This is a genomic window from Tessaracoccus sp. OS52 (assembly GCF_020687685.1).
In the GTDB taxonomy this organism is placed as follows: Bacteria; Actinomycetota; Actinomycetes; order Propionibacteriales; family Propionibacteriaceae; genus Arachnia.
Genome location: NZ_JAJEWM010000003.1, coordinates 222,049 through 239,070 on the forward strand (window position 1 = coordinate 222,049; position 17,022 = coordinate 239,070).

Here is a 17,022-nt window from a genome sequence, read left to right on the forward strand (position 1 = left end):
GCCTCCCAGCGTCGAGCCCCAACCACCAGACCCGGAGAGCCCCATGAAGCGCTTCCTGACCACCGCCTGCACCACCGCCCTCGTCGCGACCTCGATGTTCGTCGCAACCGAGCCCAGCGGCGCGGCCCCGCCCCCACCGTCCTACGCTGTCATCCTGCTCGACCCCTCGGCAGACTTCCCCAACTCCTACGCGACAGGCCTCAACAACGACGGCACCATCGTCGGCGTCTCGTCGGACTGGTACCGCCAGGACACGAGGCTGACCTACTGGGACAGCAACCCTCTCCCGTACTTCCACGCGCTGGAACCCTCCCAGGCCGCCGCCGTCGACGTCTCGTCCCAGGCAAACCGGGTGGTGGCTGACGCGCTCGATGAAGCCGGTGATCCGGCAATCTGGTTTGCGGATCGCGACGGCACGGACTACGTCACCAACCCAGTGCGCGAAGGCGTGGTCAACATCTCGGGGACGGGCGTGGCAGTCACAAACGGCTTGGGCGACGCGTCCCCGTTCCTCCTCGACGGACCGGACCGCGCGACCCCGTTGGCCGCTCCGCAGGGATACACCTCCCCCGTGGCGGGCCGCATCTCCGAGAACGGGCGCTTTGTGGCGGGATTGGCGCAGCGCGACGGTGTGGAGACTCCGGTGCTGTGGGCTGACGGCGTGGCCCGGGCGCTCAAGGCCCCGAGCGGCGCCCGGAACCTGGGCGCCGGAGCCGCAAACGACCGCGGCGAGCTGGTCAGCTGCGTGGGGATCCCGTCGACGCCGTCCTACTACGACGCCGCCGGGAATTGGAGCAAGCTCCCCAGCTTCGCCAAGCACCGGAACACCTGCGCCGAAGTCATCAACAACTCGGGCGTCATCGCGGGCAGGTCGTGGAGTGAGACCTCCGCGGGAAGCGAGAGCACCGCGGTGGTCTGGCACGACGGTGCCATTCACGACCTCAACGATCTCGTTGTCAAGAACCGCGCCTTCAAGCTCATCGACGTCGCGGACATCAACACCCAGGGCCAGATCGTCGGGACGGCGCTACTCGAAGGCGGGGACACCCGCGGCTTCGTCGCCAGCCCGAGCACCGCCACCAGCATCTACTCCACCCCCGGCCTCCACGACTTCAACGGCCGCCAGTGGAAGACAACCTGCGAGTCGTACTCCCAGACCATCCGCTGCCGCACCGACATCCTCGCCACGACGGTCAGGTACATCGCCGGCGCCTACACGCGAGTCACCGACTGGACCTTCAACAACCTCACCTACGCGCCCAGCACCCGCAAGCTCTGGGCGAACAACCCGCTCGGGCACACCGGCTCCTGGACCGCCAAGGACGGACGTCGCTGGCGCACCGACTGCGACACCCCGGTGACGGGCGGCAATGGCTGCCGGAGCTACGCCCAGGCCAAGGTCGCCACCGCGAACTGGGACCGAGCAACCGAGGGCTGGACGTACACCGTCAGCGACAAGTGGGTGCTGAACAACATCGTCCGGTTCAGCTGATTACCTGACTGGACGCCGAGTGGGGTTTCGTTGTGGGTCATTCCACAACGAAACCCCCAATTCGGCGTCCGGGGGGTCATCGTCCACGGCGGGCACGTCACGGCCGAGCCGGACTCCGGACCTCGAGGAGCGGCGAACCGCTTCGAGTGACGACTCAGTGACGTAGGACTCAGGGAAGGGTCGGGGCAAACGACTGCAACTGCTTGAAGCCGGCCCGGGCCCCGACTTACCTTCACACCCGGTCATCGACGCAAAGGGGCAGCCGATGACCACGACCCGAAGGAGTAGTCGAATGAGTACACCGAAGTCTCGGAAGGTACTGGGGGCCGCAGTGATGGCACTGTCACTGGGCCTCGGGGTCGGCGCAACGATCGCGCCGACGCCAATATCAGCCGCTGCGGTGGAGCAGCCAACGCTCGAGGCACGCGTCAAGGACGTCATCGAGCATGATGCGCTGCAGTTCAAGGACCTCAACGACAACGGAGCACTGGACCCGTACGAGGACTGGAGGCTGTCAGTCGAGGAGCGTGTCGCCGACCTGGTCAGCCAGATGACCATCGAGGAGAAATCCGGCCTCATGCTCATCAACACCCTCAACGCGGGGTGTGAGGGCACCGTCGCCAACCCGGCGACGGACTACATCCAGAACCAATACATGCACCGGTTCATCCTCCGTAACGTCGTCGACTCCGCGTCGACCCCCTGCGGCACATCCGGAACCCCGCGCGTGACCCCGGCCCAGGCGGCCGAATTCACCAACGCCGTCCAGGAAATGACCGAGGCCACCCGGCTCGGCATCCCGTCGCTGTTCAAGTCCAACGCCCGCAACCACATCGACCACGACGCGCGCGTCGGCATCAACGAGGCGGCCGGCGCGTTCAGCGCCTTCCCGAAAGAGGCCGGCGTCGCATCCGCGGCCCTCGGCGATCCCGAGTACATGGGCGTCGTCGAGGACTTCGCCACGGTGATGGGCGACGAGTGGGCCTCCATCGGCCTGCGTGGCATGTACGGCTACATGGCCGACCTCTCCACCGATCCTCGTTGGTACCGCGTCCACGAGACCTTCACCGAGGACTCGGACCTGGGCGCCGACATCATGGGCACCCTCGTCGAGACCCTGCAGGGCCCCGTCGACGCCGACGGCGTGTCCCTGTCCCCGGACACCGACGTCGCCCTCACGATGAAGCACTTCCCGGGCGGCGGTCCACAGACCCTCGGCCTCGACCCGCACTACGCCCACGGCAAGGACCAGACCTACCCGGGCAGCGGCTTCGAGGACGCGCTCAAGCCGTTCCAGACCGCGATCGACGCGGGCGTCGCGGCGATCATGCCGTACTACGGCGTCCCGGTCGACGTGACCTACAACGGCGTCACCTTCGACGAGGTGGGCTTCGCCTTCTCCGAGCAGATCGTCGAATGGCTGCTGCGTGACCAGCTGGGCTTCAAGGGCTACGTCAACTCCGACACCGGCATCATCAACGACCGGGCCTGGGGCCTGGAGGACTCCACCGTCCCGGAGCGCGTCGCTGCGGCCGTCAACGGCGGCACGGACACCCTGTCCGGGTTCAGCAACGTGAGCGTCATCCTCGACCTCGTCAACGCCGGTCTCATCACCGAGGAGCGCGTCGACCTCGCGGCAGAGCGTCTCCTGACACCGCTGTTCCAGTTGGGCCTCTTCGAGGACCCCTACGTCGACCCGGCCGTGGCGACCGCCACCGTCGGTGCCGACGAGCACCGCGCCGTCGCGCAGGAAGTGCAGCGCAAGTCTGTCGTGCTGCTCCAGAACAGCGGGGTCCTGCCACTGGCGGGCAACCAGGACGTCTTCGTGATGGGCGCCTACAACGAGGACCAGGTGGCCGAGGCCGGCTTCCAGGTCATCAACGGCAACGAGGCGGGCGTCGAGGCGGCTGCCGATGCTGACGTCGCGGTGATCAACGTCACGGCGGCAACCGATCGCTCCGTCACCGGTGCGTATCGGTCCAACTTCACCGACACCGGCTGGTTCAACCCGGCCACCCGTTCGTTCACCGATACCGATGACTTGAGCACCAACGCCGACTTCTACGTCGTCGGCGGTCTCGATCCCGAGTACGGCCACAACCCCGTCGTCCTGGAGGGCGTCCCCGGCCTCGACGGCAACAGCCCGTGGGGAGCGTCGGACCGGTGCGTCTTCGAGGGCGGCACCGAGGCGATCAACAACCCGAACCCGACGCCGTCGTGCACGGACAACCGCCTCGGATTCGGTGGCGCGCTGCCGTGGGAGTCGAACATCCTCGACTTCACCGGCATGGCCGAGTCCCAGTCCTGGAAGATCACCCCGTCGCTCGACGAGATCCAGGCCGTCATGGACGAAGTCGGCGCCGAGAACACCGTCCTGAGCGTCTACTTCCGCCAGCCCTACGTCCTCGACGAGGCCAGCGGCCTGCAGGACGCTGGCGCCATCGTCGCCGGCTTCGGCGTGACCGACGCGGCGCTCTGGGATGTGCTCTCCGGCAACTTCGCCCCGCAGGGCAAGATGCCGTTCGCGCTCGCGAACAACGTCGAGGCCATCGAGACGCAGGCGCCGGACCTGCCCGGCTACGACGCGGAAGACACGCTCTTCCCGTTCGGGTTCGGCCTGACCTACGAGGCCGGCGTCGAACTGGCGGAACTGGCCGCGGAGCTCGAAGCCCACATCGCCTCCGGTGACGTGGCGGGACCCATCGCCAAGCAGCTCACCAGCGCACTCGAGCAGGCGAGCAAGCACCAGGCCGAGGGCCGCACCGAGCCGGCCACGGTTGCGCTGGAGCGGTTCCAGCGGCTGCTCGACAACCCGAAGAAGCCCGACACCCTGTCGGCTGACGCCCAGGCCGATCTGGGCGGACGGGCGGAGGTGATCGTCGGCCTGCTGTGACCGACAAACGATGGACAGGAGGGGCGCCCACAGCGGGCGCCCCTCCTGCGCTTCTCGGCTGGCTCGCGGTCGCGATCCGGCTAGGCTGGCGGGCATGATGCAGTTCGGAGCCCACGTCCGTCGCGACGACCCGATCGTCGAGTCCAAGTCCCGCGGGGCCGACATCGCACAGATGTTCCTGGGTGACCCGCAGAGCTGGAAGAAGCCCGTGACCGAGTACCCGGGCGGCGCCGCCGGACTCCGCGCCGCGGCGGAGGAACTGGGCCTCGGCCTCTACGTCCACGCACCGTACGCCCTGAACGTCGCCTCCACCAACAACCGGATCCGCATCCCGTCGCGCAAGCTCCTGCAGCAGGTGGTCACCGAGGCCGCCGCCGTCGGCGCCAGGGGGGTCATCGTCCACGGCGGGCACGTCACGGCCGACGACGACTACGCCGTCGGCTTCGCCAACTGGCGCAAGGCCGTCGACGGGCTGAAGCTCGACGTCCCCATCTTCATCGAGAACACCGCCGGCGGCGACCACGCGATGGCCCGCACCGTCGAGGCCATCGAGTTGCTGTGGGCCGCGATCGGCGACTCGGACAACATCGACTCGGTCGGTTTCTGCCTCGACACCTGCCACGCCCACGCCGCAGGACTGGACCTGGAGACGGTCGTCGACGACATCCGCAGCGTCACGGGCCGCATCGACCTCGTCCACTGCAACGATTCCCGCGACGAGGCGGGCTCGGGCGCAGACCGCCACACCAACCTCGGCCACGGCCGCATCGACCCGGACCTGATCCTCCACGTGGTGCGCGAGGCGAACGCGAACGTGATCCTCGAGACCCCCGGCGACGCCGGCGAGCACACGGCGGAGATCGGCTGGTTGAAGGAGTCGCTCGCAACCCCCTGATAGTGGACGGGCGGCGCCATACGCTTCGTATGTAGGCCCACCCCGAACCCAGGAGTTCCACCGTGAAGCGACTTCTCTCCATCGGCGCGGCAGGCGCTCTCGTCCTTGGTGCCAGCCTGGTTTCCGCTCAGCCCGCCCACGCAGCCACGCCCCCGTCGTACGCAGTCATGCTGCTCCAGCCGACGGCGGGGAACGTGCATTCGTATGCCCGCGGCCTCAACGGCAACGGTGACGTCGTCGGCAGCTCAGAGCTCGACGGTCTGTCGATAGACGGCGGTGGCCAGTCCACACTGTGGAAGTCCCGGAGCGGTGAAGGGACAGCCATCGCCAAGGAGTTCCCCAGCGCCTGGGCCAACGACATCTCCGCCGGCGGGACAATCGTCGGCAGGTGGGTGGCGGCCTCCCCGCGCACCTATTGGTACGCGGGCGGCACCGCCACGGAGATCCAGCACGACGACTCCCACAGCACCGTCGGGAGAATCTCCGGGAACGGGGTGGCTGCACTGAACGTGCAGGGACTTGAGGGTCAGGCGTACGTCGCCACCAGCCCCACCGACCGGGTTGAGCTCCCGCCACCTGCGGGCACGCGGAACGCCTGGGCGGAGGGCGTTTCCGACGACGGAAGTCGCGTGTCAGGAACGGTCGGCAGCGCAGCGACCGTGCGCCCCGTGGTCTGGGCCGGCGGGACTCCGCGGTTGCTGCAGACCCCCGGCTGGACTTCCCCCGCCACCGTCCCGGCCGTCAACAACTCCGGTGCGGCCACGGGATGCGGCAGGGTTGGGACCACGCAGGCCGCCTTCAGCTTCTCCCCCGCCGGAATCGCCACGCGTTTGCCGGCACTGCCCGGCTTCCCCGACGCGTGCGCCACGGCGATCAACGACGCCTCCGTCGTCGCCGGCACGTCGAGCACTACGGTTGGCGACGCGTCCCGGGCCGTCATCTGGCTCAACGGTCAGGTCCATGACCTCAACAGCCTGGCGGCCCAGCGGGTGGGCTACACCCTCACCTCGGTCAGCGACATCAACGCCTCCGGCCAGATCGTCGGGACCGCACTGCTCGACGACGGCAGCGAGCGCGGCTACATCGCCACACCCAGCACCGCCACCAGCATCTACACCGCCCCCGGCTACCACGACTTCAACCACCGTCAATGGCGCACGACCTGCGAGCCCTACTCCCAGACCACCCGCTGCCGCACCGAGATCATCGCCACCACCGTCCACTACGCCAACGGCGCCTACTCCCGCGTCACCGACTGGACCTTCAACAACCTCACCTACAACCCCAGCCCCCGCAACCTGTGGAACAGCAACCCCCTCGGCAACACCGGCACCTGGACCGCATCCGACGGCCGACACTGGCGCACCGAATGCGACAAACCGACCTCAGGCCGAAACGGCTGCCGCAGCTACGCCTACGTAAAGGTCGCCACCGCCAACCCCAACCCCAACGGCGGCTACTCCTACACCGTCGAGAACAAGTGGGTCATGAACAACATCGTCAAGTTCAGCTGATTTCCTGACTGGACGCTGAGTGGGGTTTCGTCGTGGGTAATCCCACAACGGAACCCCACCGGCGTCGATAGCCCGTGCACCGAGCGCGGAGCCGCGCCCCGCGTCTCGCTGTCGGTCAGCGACGGTGGCCGCGGACCAGGTTCTCAATGGAGAGCACCCGCTCCAGCAGTTCTGGGTCCATGAGTCCGCGCTCCAGCACGATCTCCCTGACGCTTCGACCGGTGGCGTGGGCCTCGCGTCCCACCTCGTCGCCGGCCTCGTGACCGATGTAGTCGTTGAGGTAGGTCACCAGCCCGATCGAGTTGGTGACGTAGGACAAGCAGACCTCGGGGTTGGCGGTGATGCCCTCGACGCAGTGGATGCGCAGCGTGTGGATGGCGTTGCGCAGCAGGTTCAGCGACTCGATCAGCGCCTCCGCGATCACGGGCTCCATCACGTTCAGCTGCAACTGCCCCGCCTCGGCGCCCAGCCCGACGCAGACGTCGTTGCCGATCACCTTGAAGCAGACCTGGTTGACCACCTCGGGGATGACCGGGTTCACCTTGGCGGGCATGATCGAGGAGCCCGCCTGGCGTTGCGGCAGGTTGATCTCGTGCAGTCCCGCCCGGGGTCCCGATGACAGCAGCCGCAGGTCGTTGCACGTCTTGGACAGCTTCACCGCGAGTCGCTTGAGAGCCGCGTGGGCCATCACGTAGGCGCCCGCGTCGCTGGTGGCCTCGATCAGGTTGTGGGCCAGGACGCAGGGCCGGCCGGTCACCGCGCTGAGCTTCTCGACGGCGAGTGCCGCGTACCCCTCGGGGGCGTTCACGCCCGTGCCGATCGCCGTCGCCCCCAGGTTGACCTCCAGCATCAGCTCGCGCGCGGTCTCCAGGTGCCGCAGTTCCTCACCGAGCGTCACTCCGAACGCGACGAACTCGTTTCCCAGCGTCATCGGAACTGCGTCCTGCAGCTGGGTGCGTCCCATCTTCACGACGTCGGCGAACTCCTCGCCCTTGGCCAGGAAAGTTTTGTGGAGGTCGTAGACCTCACCCACCAGTTCCCCCAGCAGCTCGTCGATCGCCAACCGCAAGCCCGTGGGATAGGCGTCGTTGGTGGACTGGCTGCGGTTGACGTCGTCGTTGGGGTTGACGACGTCGTAGGTCCCCTTCCCGTGCCCCAGGTACTCCAGCGCCAGGTTGGCGAGCACCTCGTTGGTGTTCATGTTCAGCGACGTGCCGGCACCACCCTGGAACACGTCCACGGGGAACTGGTCCAGGCACCGTCCGGCATCCAGCACCTGGTCGCACGCCCAGCCGATGGCCACGCCGACCTCAGGAGACAGGACTCCCAACTCGAGGTTCGCCAGCATGGCGGCCTTCTTCACCTGCACCATCGAGCGCACCAACTGCGGGATGTCGCTGATGGTCCTGCCACTGATGGGGAAGTTCTCGACGGCCCTCAGGGTGTGAACTCCCCAGTAGACGTCGGCGGGCACCTCGCGGGTCCCCAGCAGGTCGCGCTCGGTTCTCGTCCTCGGCATGCGGCAAACACTAGGCCGTGTGCCGTGGGCGCCGCAGGAACATGTTGCCGACACTCGCCAAGTGGGCGGCGAGCCGGCCGGTGTGAGTGGTTTCATGGGGCGTTGCCCGTTGAAGCACAACCAGGAGGCGTGATGCTGGACCAGATCCTCGACACCATCAGTGGCATCATCTGGGGACCCTTCGTCCTCATCCCGCTGTTGCTTGGCACCGGCATCTGGCTGACCATCAGGCTTGGCGGGCTCCAGTTCCTCAAGCTGGGCCCGGCACTGAGACTCGCCTTCATCCGGCGGAGCGACGGCTCGGGCGAGAAGGGCGACGTCTCCCACTACCAGGCCCTCGCCACCGCGCTGGCCGCGACCGTCGGCGTCGGCAACATCGCGGGGGTCGCAACGGCTATCCACCTCGGCGGCCCCGGAGCGCTGTTCTGGATGTGGGTCTCGGCCATCTTCGGCATGGCGGCCAAGTACTCGGAGGCGTTCATGGGGGTGCGCTTCCGCACCACCGACGCGAGAGGCGAGATCTCCGGCGGCCCGCAGTACTACCTCATGAAGGCCATCCCGAACCGCTTCGGCCTGTTCCTGTCGCTGTTCTTCGCGGTCGCGGCCGTGGTGGCCTCGTTCGGCATCGGCAACATGACGCAGTCGAACTCCGTGGCCCACGCCATGGAAACCACCTTCGGCGTCAACCCCGCCATCGTCGGCCTCGTGCTCGCGCTCGTGACGGGGCTGGTGCTGCTGGGCGGCATCAAGTCCATCAGCCGGGTCACCTCAGGCATGGTGCCGCTGATGATCGTGTTCTACGTCGTCGCGGGACTGGTGGTGCTGGGCATCAACTGGGAGGGCATCGCGCCCGCCTTCGCGCTGGTGTTCACCGACGCGTTCACCGGCACCGCCGCCGTCGGCGGCTTCGCCGGCGCCGCCCTCGCCCAGGCCATCCAGTTCGGGATCGCGCGCGGGATCTTCAGCAACGAGTCCGGAATGGGGTCGGCAGCCATCGTGGCAGCGGCCGCCAAGACCAAGCACCCGGTGCGGCAGGGGCTGGTCTCGATGACCCAGACCTTCATCGACACCATCATCGTGGTCTCGATCACTGGCCTGGTGATCCTCACAACCGGCGTCTGGCAGGGCGGGGGCACCGGTGCCGCACTGACGTCGGAGGGGTTCAGCACCGGCCTGCCCGGAAGTTGGGGTGGCGCCATCGTCGCGATCGCACTGATCTTTTTCGCCTACTCCACAGTGCTGGGTTGGGCCTACTACGGGGAACGCAACGTCGAGCGCCTCATCGGAATCAAGGGCGTGATGCCCTACCGGGTGATCTTCAGCGTGGTGATCTTCTTCGGTGCGACGACGGAACTCACGACGGTGTGGACGTTCTCCGACATCGCTAACGGACTGATGGCCATCCCCAACCTGATCGGGCTCATCATCTGCTCCGGCCTCATCGCCCGCGAGACGAGGGCCTACCTGCGCGCGGATCCCACACTCGAGGACGAGCCCACCTACTCCACCCTCCACGGGGCCCACCAGGAGAGCAACACCTGAGCGACGCCTTCGACAAGGAAAGGGCAACGGAAGAGCTCGGGGCAACAGTGAAGCGAGGAACCGGGACCAGCCCCTTGCCATAGTTCCGCTGGCGGTAGGGTGGTCGCGTGACTAAGAGCGTGTACGTTGCCTCGGCAGAGAAGCAGGTCAGCAAGAGCGCGATCGCACTGGGCGTGATCGAGTTGTTCGCGCGCCAGGTGAAGACCGTGGGCGTGTTCCGTCCGCTGGTGCACTCGCTTGAGTCGGACACCATCACGGAGGCCCTGCTGTCGCAGAAGGCCATCAAGAACAAGTCCTTCACGGAGGCCGTCGGCGTCACCTACGACGACTACGCCGATGATCCGGCAGCAGCCATGGACACCATCGTCGCCAAGTACTCGGCCCTGGGACAGCGCTGCGACGCCATCGTCGTCCTCGGCTCGGACTACGACTACATCGCCGGCGGCACCGAACTGGACACCAACGCCCTCATCGCCGCCAACCTCAACTCCCCCGTCCTGTTCGTGGTGCGTGCCGCGAAGCGGACCGTGGACCAGGTGCGCCGCATGGCCGAGGACGCCATCGAGGCCTACGAGGCCCGGCACAACACGGTCATCGGAATCGTCGCAACCCGCGCCAACCACGACGACGTGGACGCCATCGCCGCGTCGCTGAAGTCCCTGCGTGACGTGTCGGTCTCGGTGCTGCCCTGGGAGCCCGTGCTGGCGGCGCCGTCGGTGCGGATGCAGCTGGAACAGATCGGCGCCGAGGTTTGGTTGGGCAACCCCGACTTCCTGGACCGCGAGTCGCTGCACACCATCATCGCCGGCATGACGCTGCCGAACCTGCTGCCGCGGCTGCAGCCCGAGGCCACCGTCGTCGTCCCCGCGGACCGGCTGGACCTGCTGCCCGGACTGCTCTGGGCGCATGAGAGCTCGGCGTTCGGGCCGCTTTCGGCCATCATCCTGACCGGCGGGTTCGAGATCCCGGACTCCATCGTGACGCTCCTGCGCGCCGCCAAGGTGGACCTGACCATCGCAAAGGTGGACACCGACACCTTCGAGACCGCCGCCGCGCTGCGTGAAGTGGTGGGCATCTCCACCGGCTCGCGCCGCAAGATCGACGTCGCGCGCACCATGTTCTCCAAGTACGTCGACGGCGAGGCGCTCCTGGCGGCCATCGAGCTGCCGCGCTCCGAGATCCGCACGCCCACCATGTTCGAGCACCAGCTGATGCAGCTCGCTCGCCAGGACCGCATGCGGATCGTGCTCCCCGAAGCCTCCGACGACCGCATCCTGCAGGCGGCCGCCGTCGTCCTGCACCGCGGCGTCGCCGACCTGATCCTGCTGGGCGACCAGGCCAAGATCAGCCGTCGCGCCTCCGAGCTGGGGCTGAACCTGAACGGCGCCACCGTGGTCCAGATCGGCGAGGGAGACCTGCTGGACCGCTTCGCCGCCAAGTACGCCGAACTGCGGGCCCACAAGGGCGTCACCATCGAGCAGGCCCGGCAGAAGATGACAGACCCGTCCTACTTCGGCACCATGATGGTCCACGAGGGCATGGCCGACGGCATGGTCTCCGGCGCCATCAACACCACCGCCAACACCATCCGCCCGTCGCTGGAGTTCGTGAAGACCAAGCCCGGCGTCAGCGTCGTGAGCGGCTCGTTCCTGATGGCGATGAGCAACCGTGTCGTCGTCTACGCCGACTGCGCCGTCAACCCAGACCCGACGGCCGAACAGCTCGCCGACATCGCCATCAGCTCCGCGGAGACGGCCGAGGCCTTCGACGTCGAGCCGCGGATCGCGATGCTCAGCTACTCCACGGGCGACTCGGGCTCCGGCGCCGACGTCGACAAGGTCCGTGAGGCCACCTTGCTCGTCCGGGAACGTGCCCCGCACCTCAAGGTCGAGGGCCCCATCCAGTTCGACGCCGCCGTCGACGCCACCGTCGCGGCCAAGAAGATGCCCGACTCCGAGGTGGCCGGCAAGGCGACGGTCTTCATCTTCCCGGACCTGAACACCGGCAACAACACCTACAAGGCGGTCCAGCGCACCTCCGGCGCCGTCGCCATCGGCCCGGTGCTGCAGGGGCTGAACAGGCCGGTCAACGACCTCTCCCGCGGGGCGCTCGTGGACGACATCGTCTCCACCATCACGATCACGGCCATCCAGGCCCAGAAGAACCCGAACTGAACCAGAAAGAGAAGCCTCGTGCCCCAACCAATCCTGCTCCTGAACTGCGGCTCGTCATCCATCAAGTACCAGCTGCTTGACCCGGAGGTGGAGCAGCCCCTCGCAGTCGGGCTGGTGCAGCGGATCGGGCAGGGCAGGTCCACCCTGGACCATGAGGTCGACGGTTCCGAGTTCCACGTGGACCAGGACTTCGCCGACCACACCGAGGCTGTCGCGGCCGTCGTCGAGCAGTTCCACCAGCACGGACCGGCGCTGGACGACGTCATCGCCGTCGGCCACCGCACGGTGCACGGCGGGGCCACCTTCCAGGAGTCGGTGCGGATCGACCAGGCGGTCATCGACAAGCTGCGCGAACTCTTCGACCTCGCGCCGCTGCACAACCCGCCGTCGGTTGCGGGCATCGAGGCCGCGATGAAGATCCTGCCCGACGTGCCCCACGTCGCCATCTTCGACACCGCGTTCTTCTCCACGCTGCCTCCCGAGGCCTACACCTACGCCATCAACGCCGAAGTCACGAAAAAGTTCGGGATCCGCAAGTTCGGGTTCCACGGCACCAGCCACAGCTACGTCTCGAAGAAGGCGGCGGAGTTCGTCGGCCGCCCCATCGAGGAGCTGAAGATCATCGTCGCCCACCTCGGCAACGGCGCATCGATGTCGGCCGTCGACGGCGGGGTCGCGGTCGACACGTCCATGGGGCTCACGCCGCTGCAGGGGCTGGTCATGGGCACCCGCTCCGGCGACGTGGACCCCGGCCTGCACAAGTTCCTCGCCAGTCAGGGCATGACCCTCGACGAGGTGGACACCCTGCTGAACAAGGAGTCCGGCATGGGTGGACTGTGCGGGTTCACCGACATGCGCGACGTCGTGGCTGCCATTGAGGGCGGTGACAAGCAGGCCGAACTCGCGCTCGACGTCTACGTGCACCGGCTGATCAGCTACATCGGCGCCTACACGGCCGTGCTGGGCGGCGTCGACGTCCTGGCGTTCACCGCCGGCGTCGGCGAGAACTCCGCCCCCGTGCGGGAACGCGTGATCAAGCGGCTGGAGTCGCTGGGCTTCCTGCTCGACGACGATGCCAACCAGGTCCGCTCGAAGCAGGCGCGTGAGATCTCGAAGCCCGGTTCCAGGGCCCGTATCCTGGTGGTGCCCACCAACGAGGAGAAGGCAATGGCGGAGGAGACCCTGGCGGTAATCGCCGGCTGATCTCGACGCGTGGCCGGCCGATCTCGACACGCGGCCGGCTGATCTCGACACGCGGCCGGCTCGCTCCGCTCGCGGCGCTACTCGATCAACGGGCATCCGCTGGTCGAGTAGCCGCGGCGAAGCCCGGCGTGTCGAGACCCCCCACCCCGCTGGTCGAGTAGCCGCGCGACCCCACCCCGATGGTCGAGTAGCCGCGGCGAAGCCCGGCGTGTCGAGACCCCCCACCCCGCTGGTCGAGTAGCGGCGCGACCCCACCCCGTTGGTCGAGTAGCCGCGGCGAAGCCCGGCGTGTCGAGACCCCCACCCCCGCGAACCCACACACTCAAGACCAATCAGCGATCCGAATTGTCGTCTTCGCACAAACCCCGCCGCCACGCCCTGTTGGACTACGACGAACCGTGTTCCACGGCCTCGTGGTCGCTTTCTGCGTGCCTCGCGGAAGGGATACGGTAGGCGTCATGGCAACGGCACTGATCACAGGCGCGACGGCGGGCATCGGGAACGCGTTTGGCCGTGAGTTGGCGAGCCGGGGCCAGGACCTGGTGATCGTCGCCCGCGACACCGCCCGGCTCGAGTCGGTGGCGGGCGAGCTTCGCCGCGCCCACGGCGTCGAGGTGGAAGTGCTCACGGCCGACCTTTCGGTTCGCGCCGACGTCGACCGCGTGGCGGCACGACTCGAGGACCAGGATCGCCCCGTCGACCTGCTGGTCAACAACGCCGGCTTCGGGCTCCACTCCTCGCTGCTGGATGCCTCGGAGATCGAGACCCACATCCGCGCGCTCGACGTCATGTGCCTGGCGGTCCTGATCCTCGGCGGAGCCGCCGGCCGGGCCATGAAGCAGCGCGGCCGCGGCCGGATCATCAACGTCGCCTCGACGTCGGCGGCCATCTTCTCCGGCAACTACTCCGCCATCAAGTCCTGGGCCCGCACCTACTCCACGGCGCTCGCGCTGGAGCTCAAGGACACCGGCGTGACGGTGACCGGGCTGCTTCCCGGCTGGGTGCGAACCGAGTTCCACGAGCGCGCCGGACTCAAGGCCAACAACCTGCCCAACATCGTGTGGATCGACGCCGACGTCCTGGTCCGCGAGTGCCTGGACGATGCCGAGAAGGGCCGGATCGAGTCCATCCCCACGTGGAAGTGGAAGCTGGCCATGTTCGTCGGAGACCACGGCCCCCGCGCCCTGACCCGATGGTTCTCGGCGAAGCTCACCAGCAGCCGGAAGAAGCGCTGAGCTGAACGTGGCCAGGAAGGACGATTCGCGCGGACGCTACACGTCCCGCCTCAACGCGACGACGCGGCAGGCGGCCCAGATGCTGCTGCTTCGCCCCTACGTCTGGCGCACGCTGAGGGTGCACGTCCACGGCGCCTCCAACCTTGACGGACTGGAGGCCCCCTTCGTCGTGGTGGCGAACCACTCCTCCCACCTGGACACTCCCCTCATCTACGGTTCCCTCCCAGGGCGGTTCTCGAAGTACCTCGCGGCCGGCGCCGCCGCGGACTTCTTCTACGACAAGTGGTGGAAGTCGGGCCCGATGTCGCTGTTCTTCAACGGCTTCCCAGTGGACCGCGGACGGGAACGCGGCGACGAGGACAAGAAGGGCCGCAAGGACCGCAACGTGCGCGGACTGTCGTCGGCGCTGTTGTCCGACGGGATACCGCTGCTGATCTTCCCGGAGGGCACCCGCAGCCGCGACGGCGCGATGGGCCCGTTCAAGCCGGGCGTGGCGGCCCTGTGCATCTCGCGCGGGGTCCCGGCCGTCCCGATAGCTCTGGTCGGCGCGTACGCGGCGTGGCCGTCGCAGCAGAAGCACCTGCCGCGTGGCCGGCCCGAGGTGCACGTCGTCATCGGGCGTCCCATGCGGCCGCAGCAGGGCGAGATCGCCCACGAGTTCAGTGAGCGGATGCGTCGCAGGATCCTGGAACTGCACGACACCACGGCCCGCGCCTACGGTGCGAAGACGCTGGCCGAGTACGCTCACACTGCCGCCCTTGAGAAGGCGGCGAAGTCAGAGATTTCCGCTCCGGCAACTGACGCCGGGCAGCGGACCGACGAGGAGGATCGATGATCGAGGGCGTCAAGCAGCAGAAGTGGTGGGGCTGGGGCGAGGAAGGCAAGGCCTACCAGCACCACGACAAGCCCAAGTTCGCGCCCTTCGTGAAGCGGCTCGTCGGCGTCGACGTCACCGCCCCGGCCAAGCCGGCGCCGTCGTTCGACAGCCTCGACGTGCCGGCCTCGCAGCTCACCGACGAGCTCCGCGCCGAGTTCGAGGCCATCATCGGCGCCAAGTACGTCCAGTCCGACGACGAGACCCGCGTCGTGCACGCCTTCGGCAAGGGCGTGCGTGACCTGGTCCGGGTCCGCCGTGGCGAGCTCGGCCGCGTGCCCGACGTCGTGCTCTACCCCGGCACCGAGGACGAGGTGGCCGGCATCGTCGACGCCGCCATCCTCGCCGACGCCGTGATCATCCCGTTCGGTGGCGGCTCCAACATCGTCGCCGCCCTCGAGGCAGAGCGGGGCGAGACCCGCCAGGTGGTCTCGGTGAACATGGGCCGGTTGAACAAGGTGCTGGAGATCGACGCCGAGTCCGGACTCGCGCGCATCCAGGCCGGCGTGTTCGGCCCGCACATGGAGGACCAGCTCAAGTCCCAGGGATGGACGATGGGCCACCACCCGGACTCGTTCGTGTGGTCGACGCTGGGCGGCTGGATCGCCACGCGCAGCTCCGGCATGCAGTCTGACAAGTACGGCGACATCGCCGACATCGTGCGCGGCCTGCGGATGGTGATGCCCGGCCAGATCCTTGAGCTGCGGCCGCTGCCGTCGACGTCGTCGGGTCCCAGCGTGCGCGAAATGGTTCTGGGCTCCGAAGGCCGGCTCGGGATCATCACCGAGGCCTGGGTTCACGTCCACCGGATTCCCGAGGTCCGTGAACTGCAGGCGTACTTCTTCGCCACCTACGCCGACGGCCTGCGCGCCTGCCAGCAGATCGTCGAGTCCGACGCCGCGGTGATGATGGCGCGCGTCTCCGACCGGCTCGAGACGCAGTACATCATGGCCAACGGCAAGGCGTCCGGGCGCGTCAGCAAGCTCGTGAGCAAGGGCATCTCCAAGGTGATGGAGGCCAAGGGCTGGGACCTGGACAACATCTGCATGTCGTTCATCGGCTTCGAGGGCAGCGCCAACCACGTCCGCTACGAGAAGGGCCTGGTCAACAAGATCGTCAAGGCCAACAACGGCATGGGCGTCGGCAAGGGACCCGGCACGCTGTACGACCAGAAGAAGTACGACACCCCCTACATCCGTGACTTCCTGCTGGACCACGGCATGGTCGCCGACGTCTCCGAGACGACGACGCCGTGGGCCTACGCCGAGAGCCTCCACACCAAGGTGCTAGCCGACGTGCAGGCCGCCCTCGACGAGCGCGGGAAGCGCGGAGTGGTGTTCTCCCACCTGAGCCACTCCTACCACTCCGGAGCCTGCCAGTACTTCACCTTCGCCATCGCCGACGACACCGACGACGCCCTGATCACCTACGACGCGGTCAAGCGCGCAATCCAGCAGGCCTTCGTCGACCACCACGGCACCGTTTCGCACCACCACGGCGTCGGCGAGGAGCACAGCCCCTGGCTGGAGCAGGACATCTCGCCCGCCGGCGTCTACATCCAGCGCAAGCTGTTCGAGGGAGTGGATCCCGGCAACAACCTGAACCCCGGCAAGATCATCCACGACGGCGCGCCCGGGATCACGTCGAACTCGGCCGAACACCAGGGCTGAGCCCAGAAGAG

General features: G+C 67.7%; 11 protein-coding genes. 10 read left to right on the forward strand and 1 reads right to left on the reverse strand.

Annotated elements, in window-relative coordinates; translation table 11 throughout:
- The first annotated feature begins 43 nt into the window (after positions 1-43).
- The 4 genes from LKO27_RS12170 to LKO27_RS12185 all read left to right on the forward strand — a co-directional run bounded on the left by LKO27_RS12170 (position 44) and on the right by LKO27_RS12185 (position 6,794).
- Positions 44-1,492: a hypothetical protein gene (locus tag LKO27_RS12170; protein WP_227737779.1), complete on the forward strand. Its 1,449-nt coding sequence runs from the start codon at positions 44-46 to the stop codon at positions 1,490-1,492.
- Between the two features lie 292 nt (positions 1,493-1,784).
- Entirely contained in the window at positions 1,785-4,385 is a 2,601-nt protein-coding gene (locus LKO27_RS12175) for a glycoside hydrolase family 3 N-terminal domain-containing protein (protein WP_227737780.1), read from the forward strand.
- 97 nt (positions 4,386-4,482) lie between these two features.
- The gene (locus tag LKO27_RS12180; RefSeq protein WP_370630022.1) at positions 4,483-5,280 is read left to right on the forward strand and encodes a deoxyribonuclease IV; all 798 of its coding nucleotides are present in this window, start codon (positions 4,483-4,485) and stop codon (positions 5,278-5,280) included.
- 62 nt (positions 5,281-5,342) lie between these two features.
- Entirely contained in the window at positions 5,343-6,794 is a 1,452-nt protein-coding gene (locus LKO27_RS12185) for a hypothetical protein (RefSeq protein ID WP_227737782.1), read from the forward strand.
- Positions 6,795-6,909: 115 nt separating this feature from the next.
- On the opposite strand, the gene aspA is transcribed toward LKO27_RS12185, so the two are convergent.
- Positions 6,910-8,313 (reverse strand): aspartate ammonia-lyase, encoded by a 1,404-nt coding sequence (gene aspA, locus LKO27_RS12190; protein ID WP_227737783.1) that lies wholly within the window; start codon positions 8,311-8,313, stop codon positions 6,910-6,912.
- Positions 8,314-8,445: 132 nt separating this feature from the next.
- Here aspA and LKO27_RS12195 point away from each other — a divergent pair, with 132 nt between their 5' ends.
- The 6 genes from LKO27_RS12195 to LKO27_RS12220 all read left to right on the forward strand — a co-directional run bounded on the left by LKO27_RS12195 (position 8,446) and on the right by LKO27_RS12220 (position 17,011).
- Positions 8,446-9,855 carry a sodium:alanine symporter family protein gene (locus tag LKO27_RS12195; RefSeq protein ID WP_227737784.1) on the forward strand — a complete coding sequence of 470 codons (1,410 nt, stop codon included), beginning with the start codon at positions 8,446-8,448 and terminating at the stop codon, positions 9,853-9,855.
- A 107-nt stretch (positions 9,856-9,962) separates the two neighbouring features.
- Positions 9,963-12,029, forward strand: coding sequence for a phosphate acetyltransferase (gene pta, locus LKO27_RS12200; RefSeq protein ID WP_227737785.1), 2,067 nt, complete (start codon positions 9,963-9,965; stop codon positions 12,027-12,029).
- Positions 12,030-12,047: 18 nt separating this feature from the next.
- A complete protein-coding gene (locus tag LKO27_RS12205) occupies positions 12,048-13,232 on the forward strand; it encodes an acetate kinase (protein ID WP_227737786.1) in 1,185 nt (394 codons plus the stop codon).
- Positions 13,233-13,690: 458 nt separating this feature from the next.
- Complete coding sequence (locus LKO27_RS12210) at positions 13,691-14,467, forward strand: SDR family oxidoreductase (RefSeq protein ID WP_227737787.1); 777 nt, start codon at positions 13,691-13,693, stop codon at positions 14,465-14,467.
- Between the two features lie 7 nt (positions 14,468-14,474).
- Positions 14,475-15,302, forward strand: a complete 828-nt coding sequence (locus LKO27_RS12215; RefSeq protein ID WP_227737788.1) for a lysophospholipid acyltransferase family protein — start codon at positions 14,475-14,477, stop codon at positions 15,300-15,302.
- Positions 15,299-17,011 carry an FAD-binding oxidoreductase gene (locus tag LKO27_RS12220; protein WP_227737789.1) on the forward strand — a complete coding sequence of 571 codons (1,713 nt, stop codon included), beginning with the start codon at positions 15,299-15,301 and terminating at the stop codon, positions 17,009-17,011. Before LKO27_RS12215 ends, LKO27_RS12220 begins: the two co-directional genes overlap by 4 nt.
- Positions 17,012-17,022: the final 11 nt, after the last annotated feature.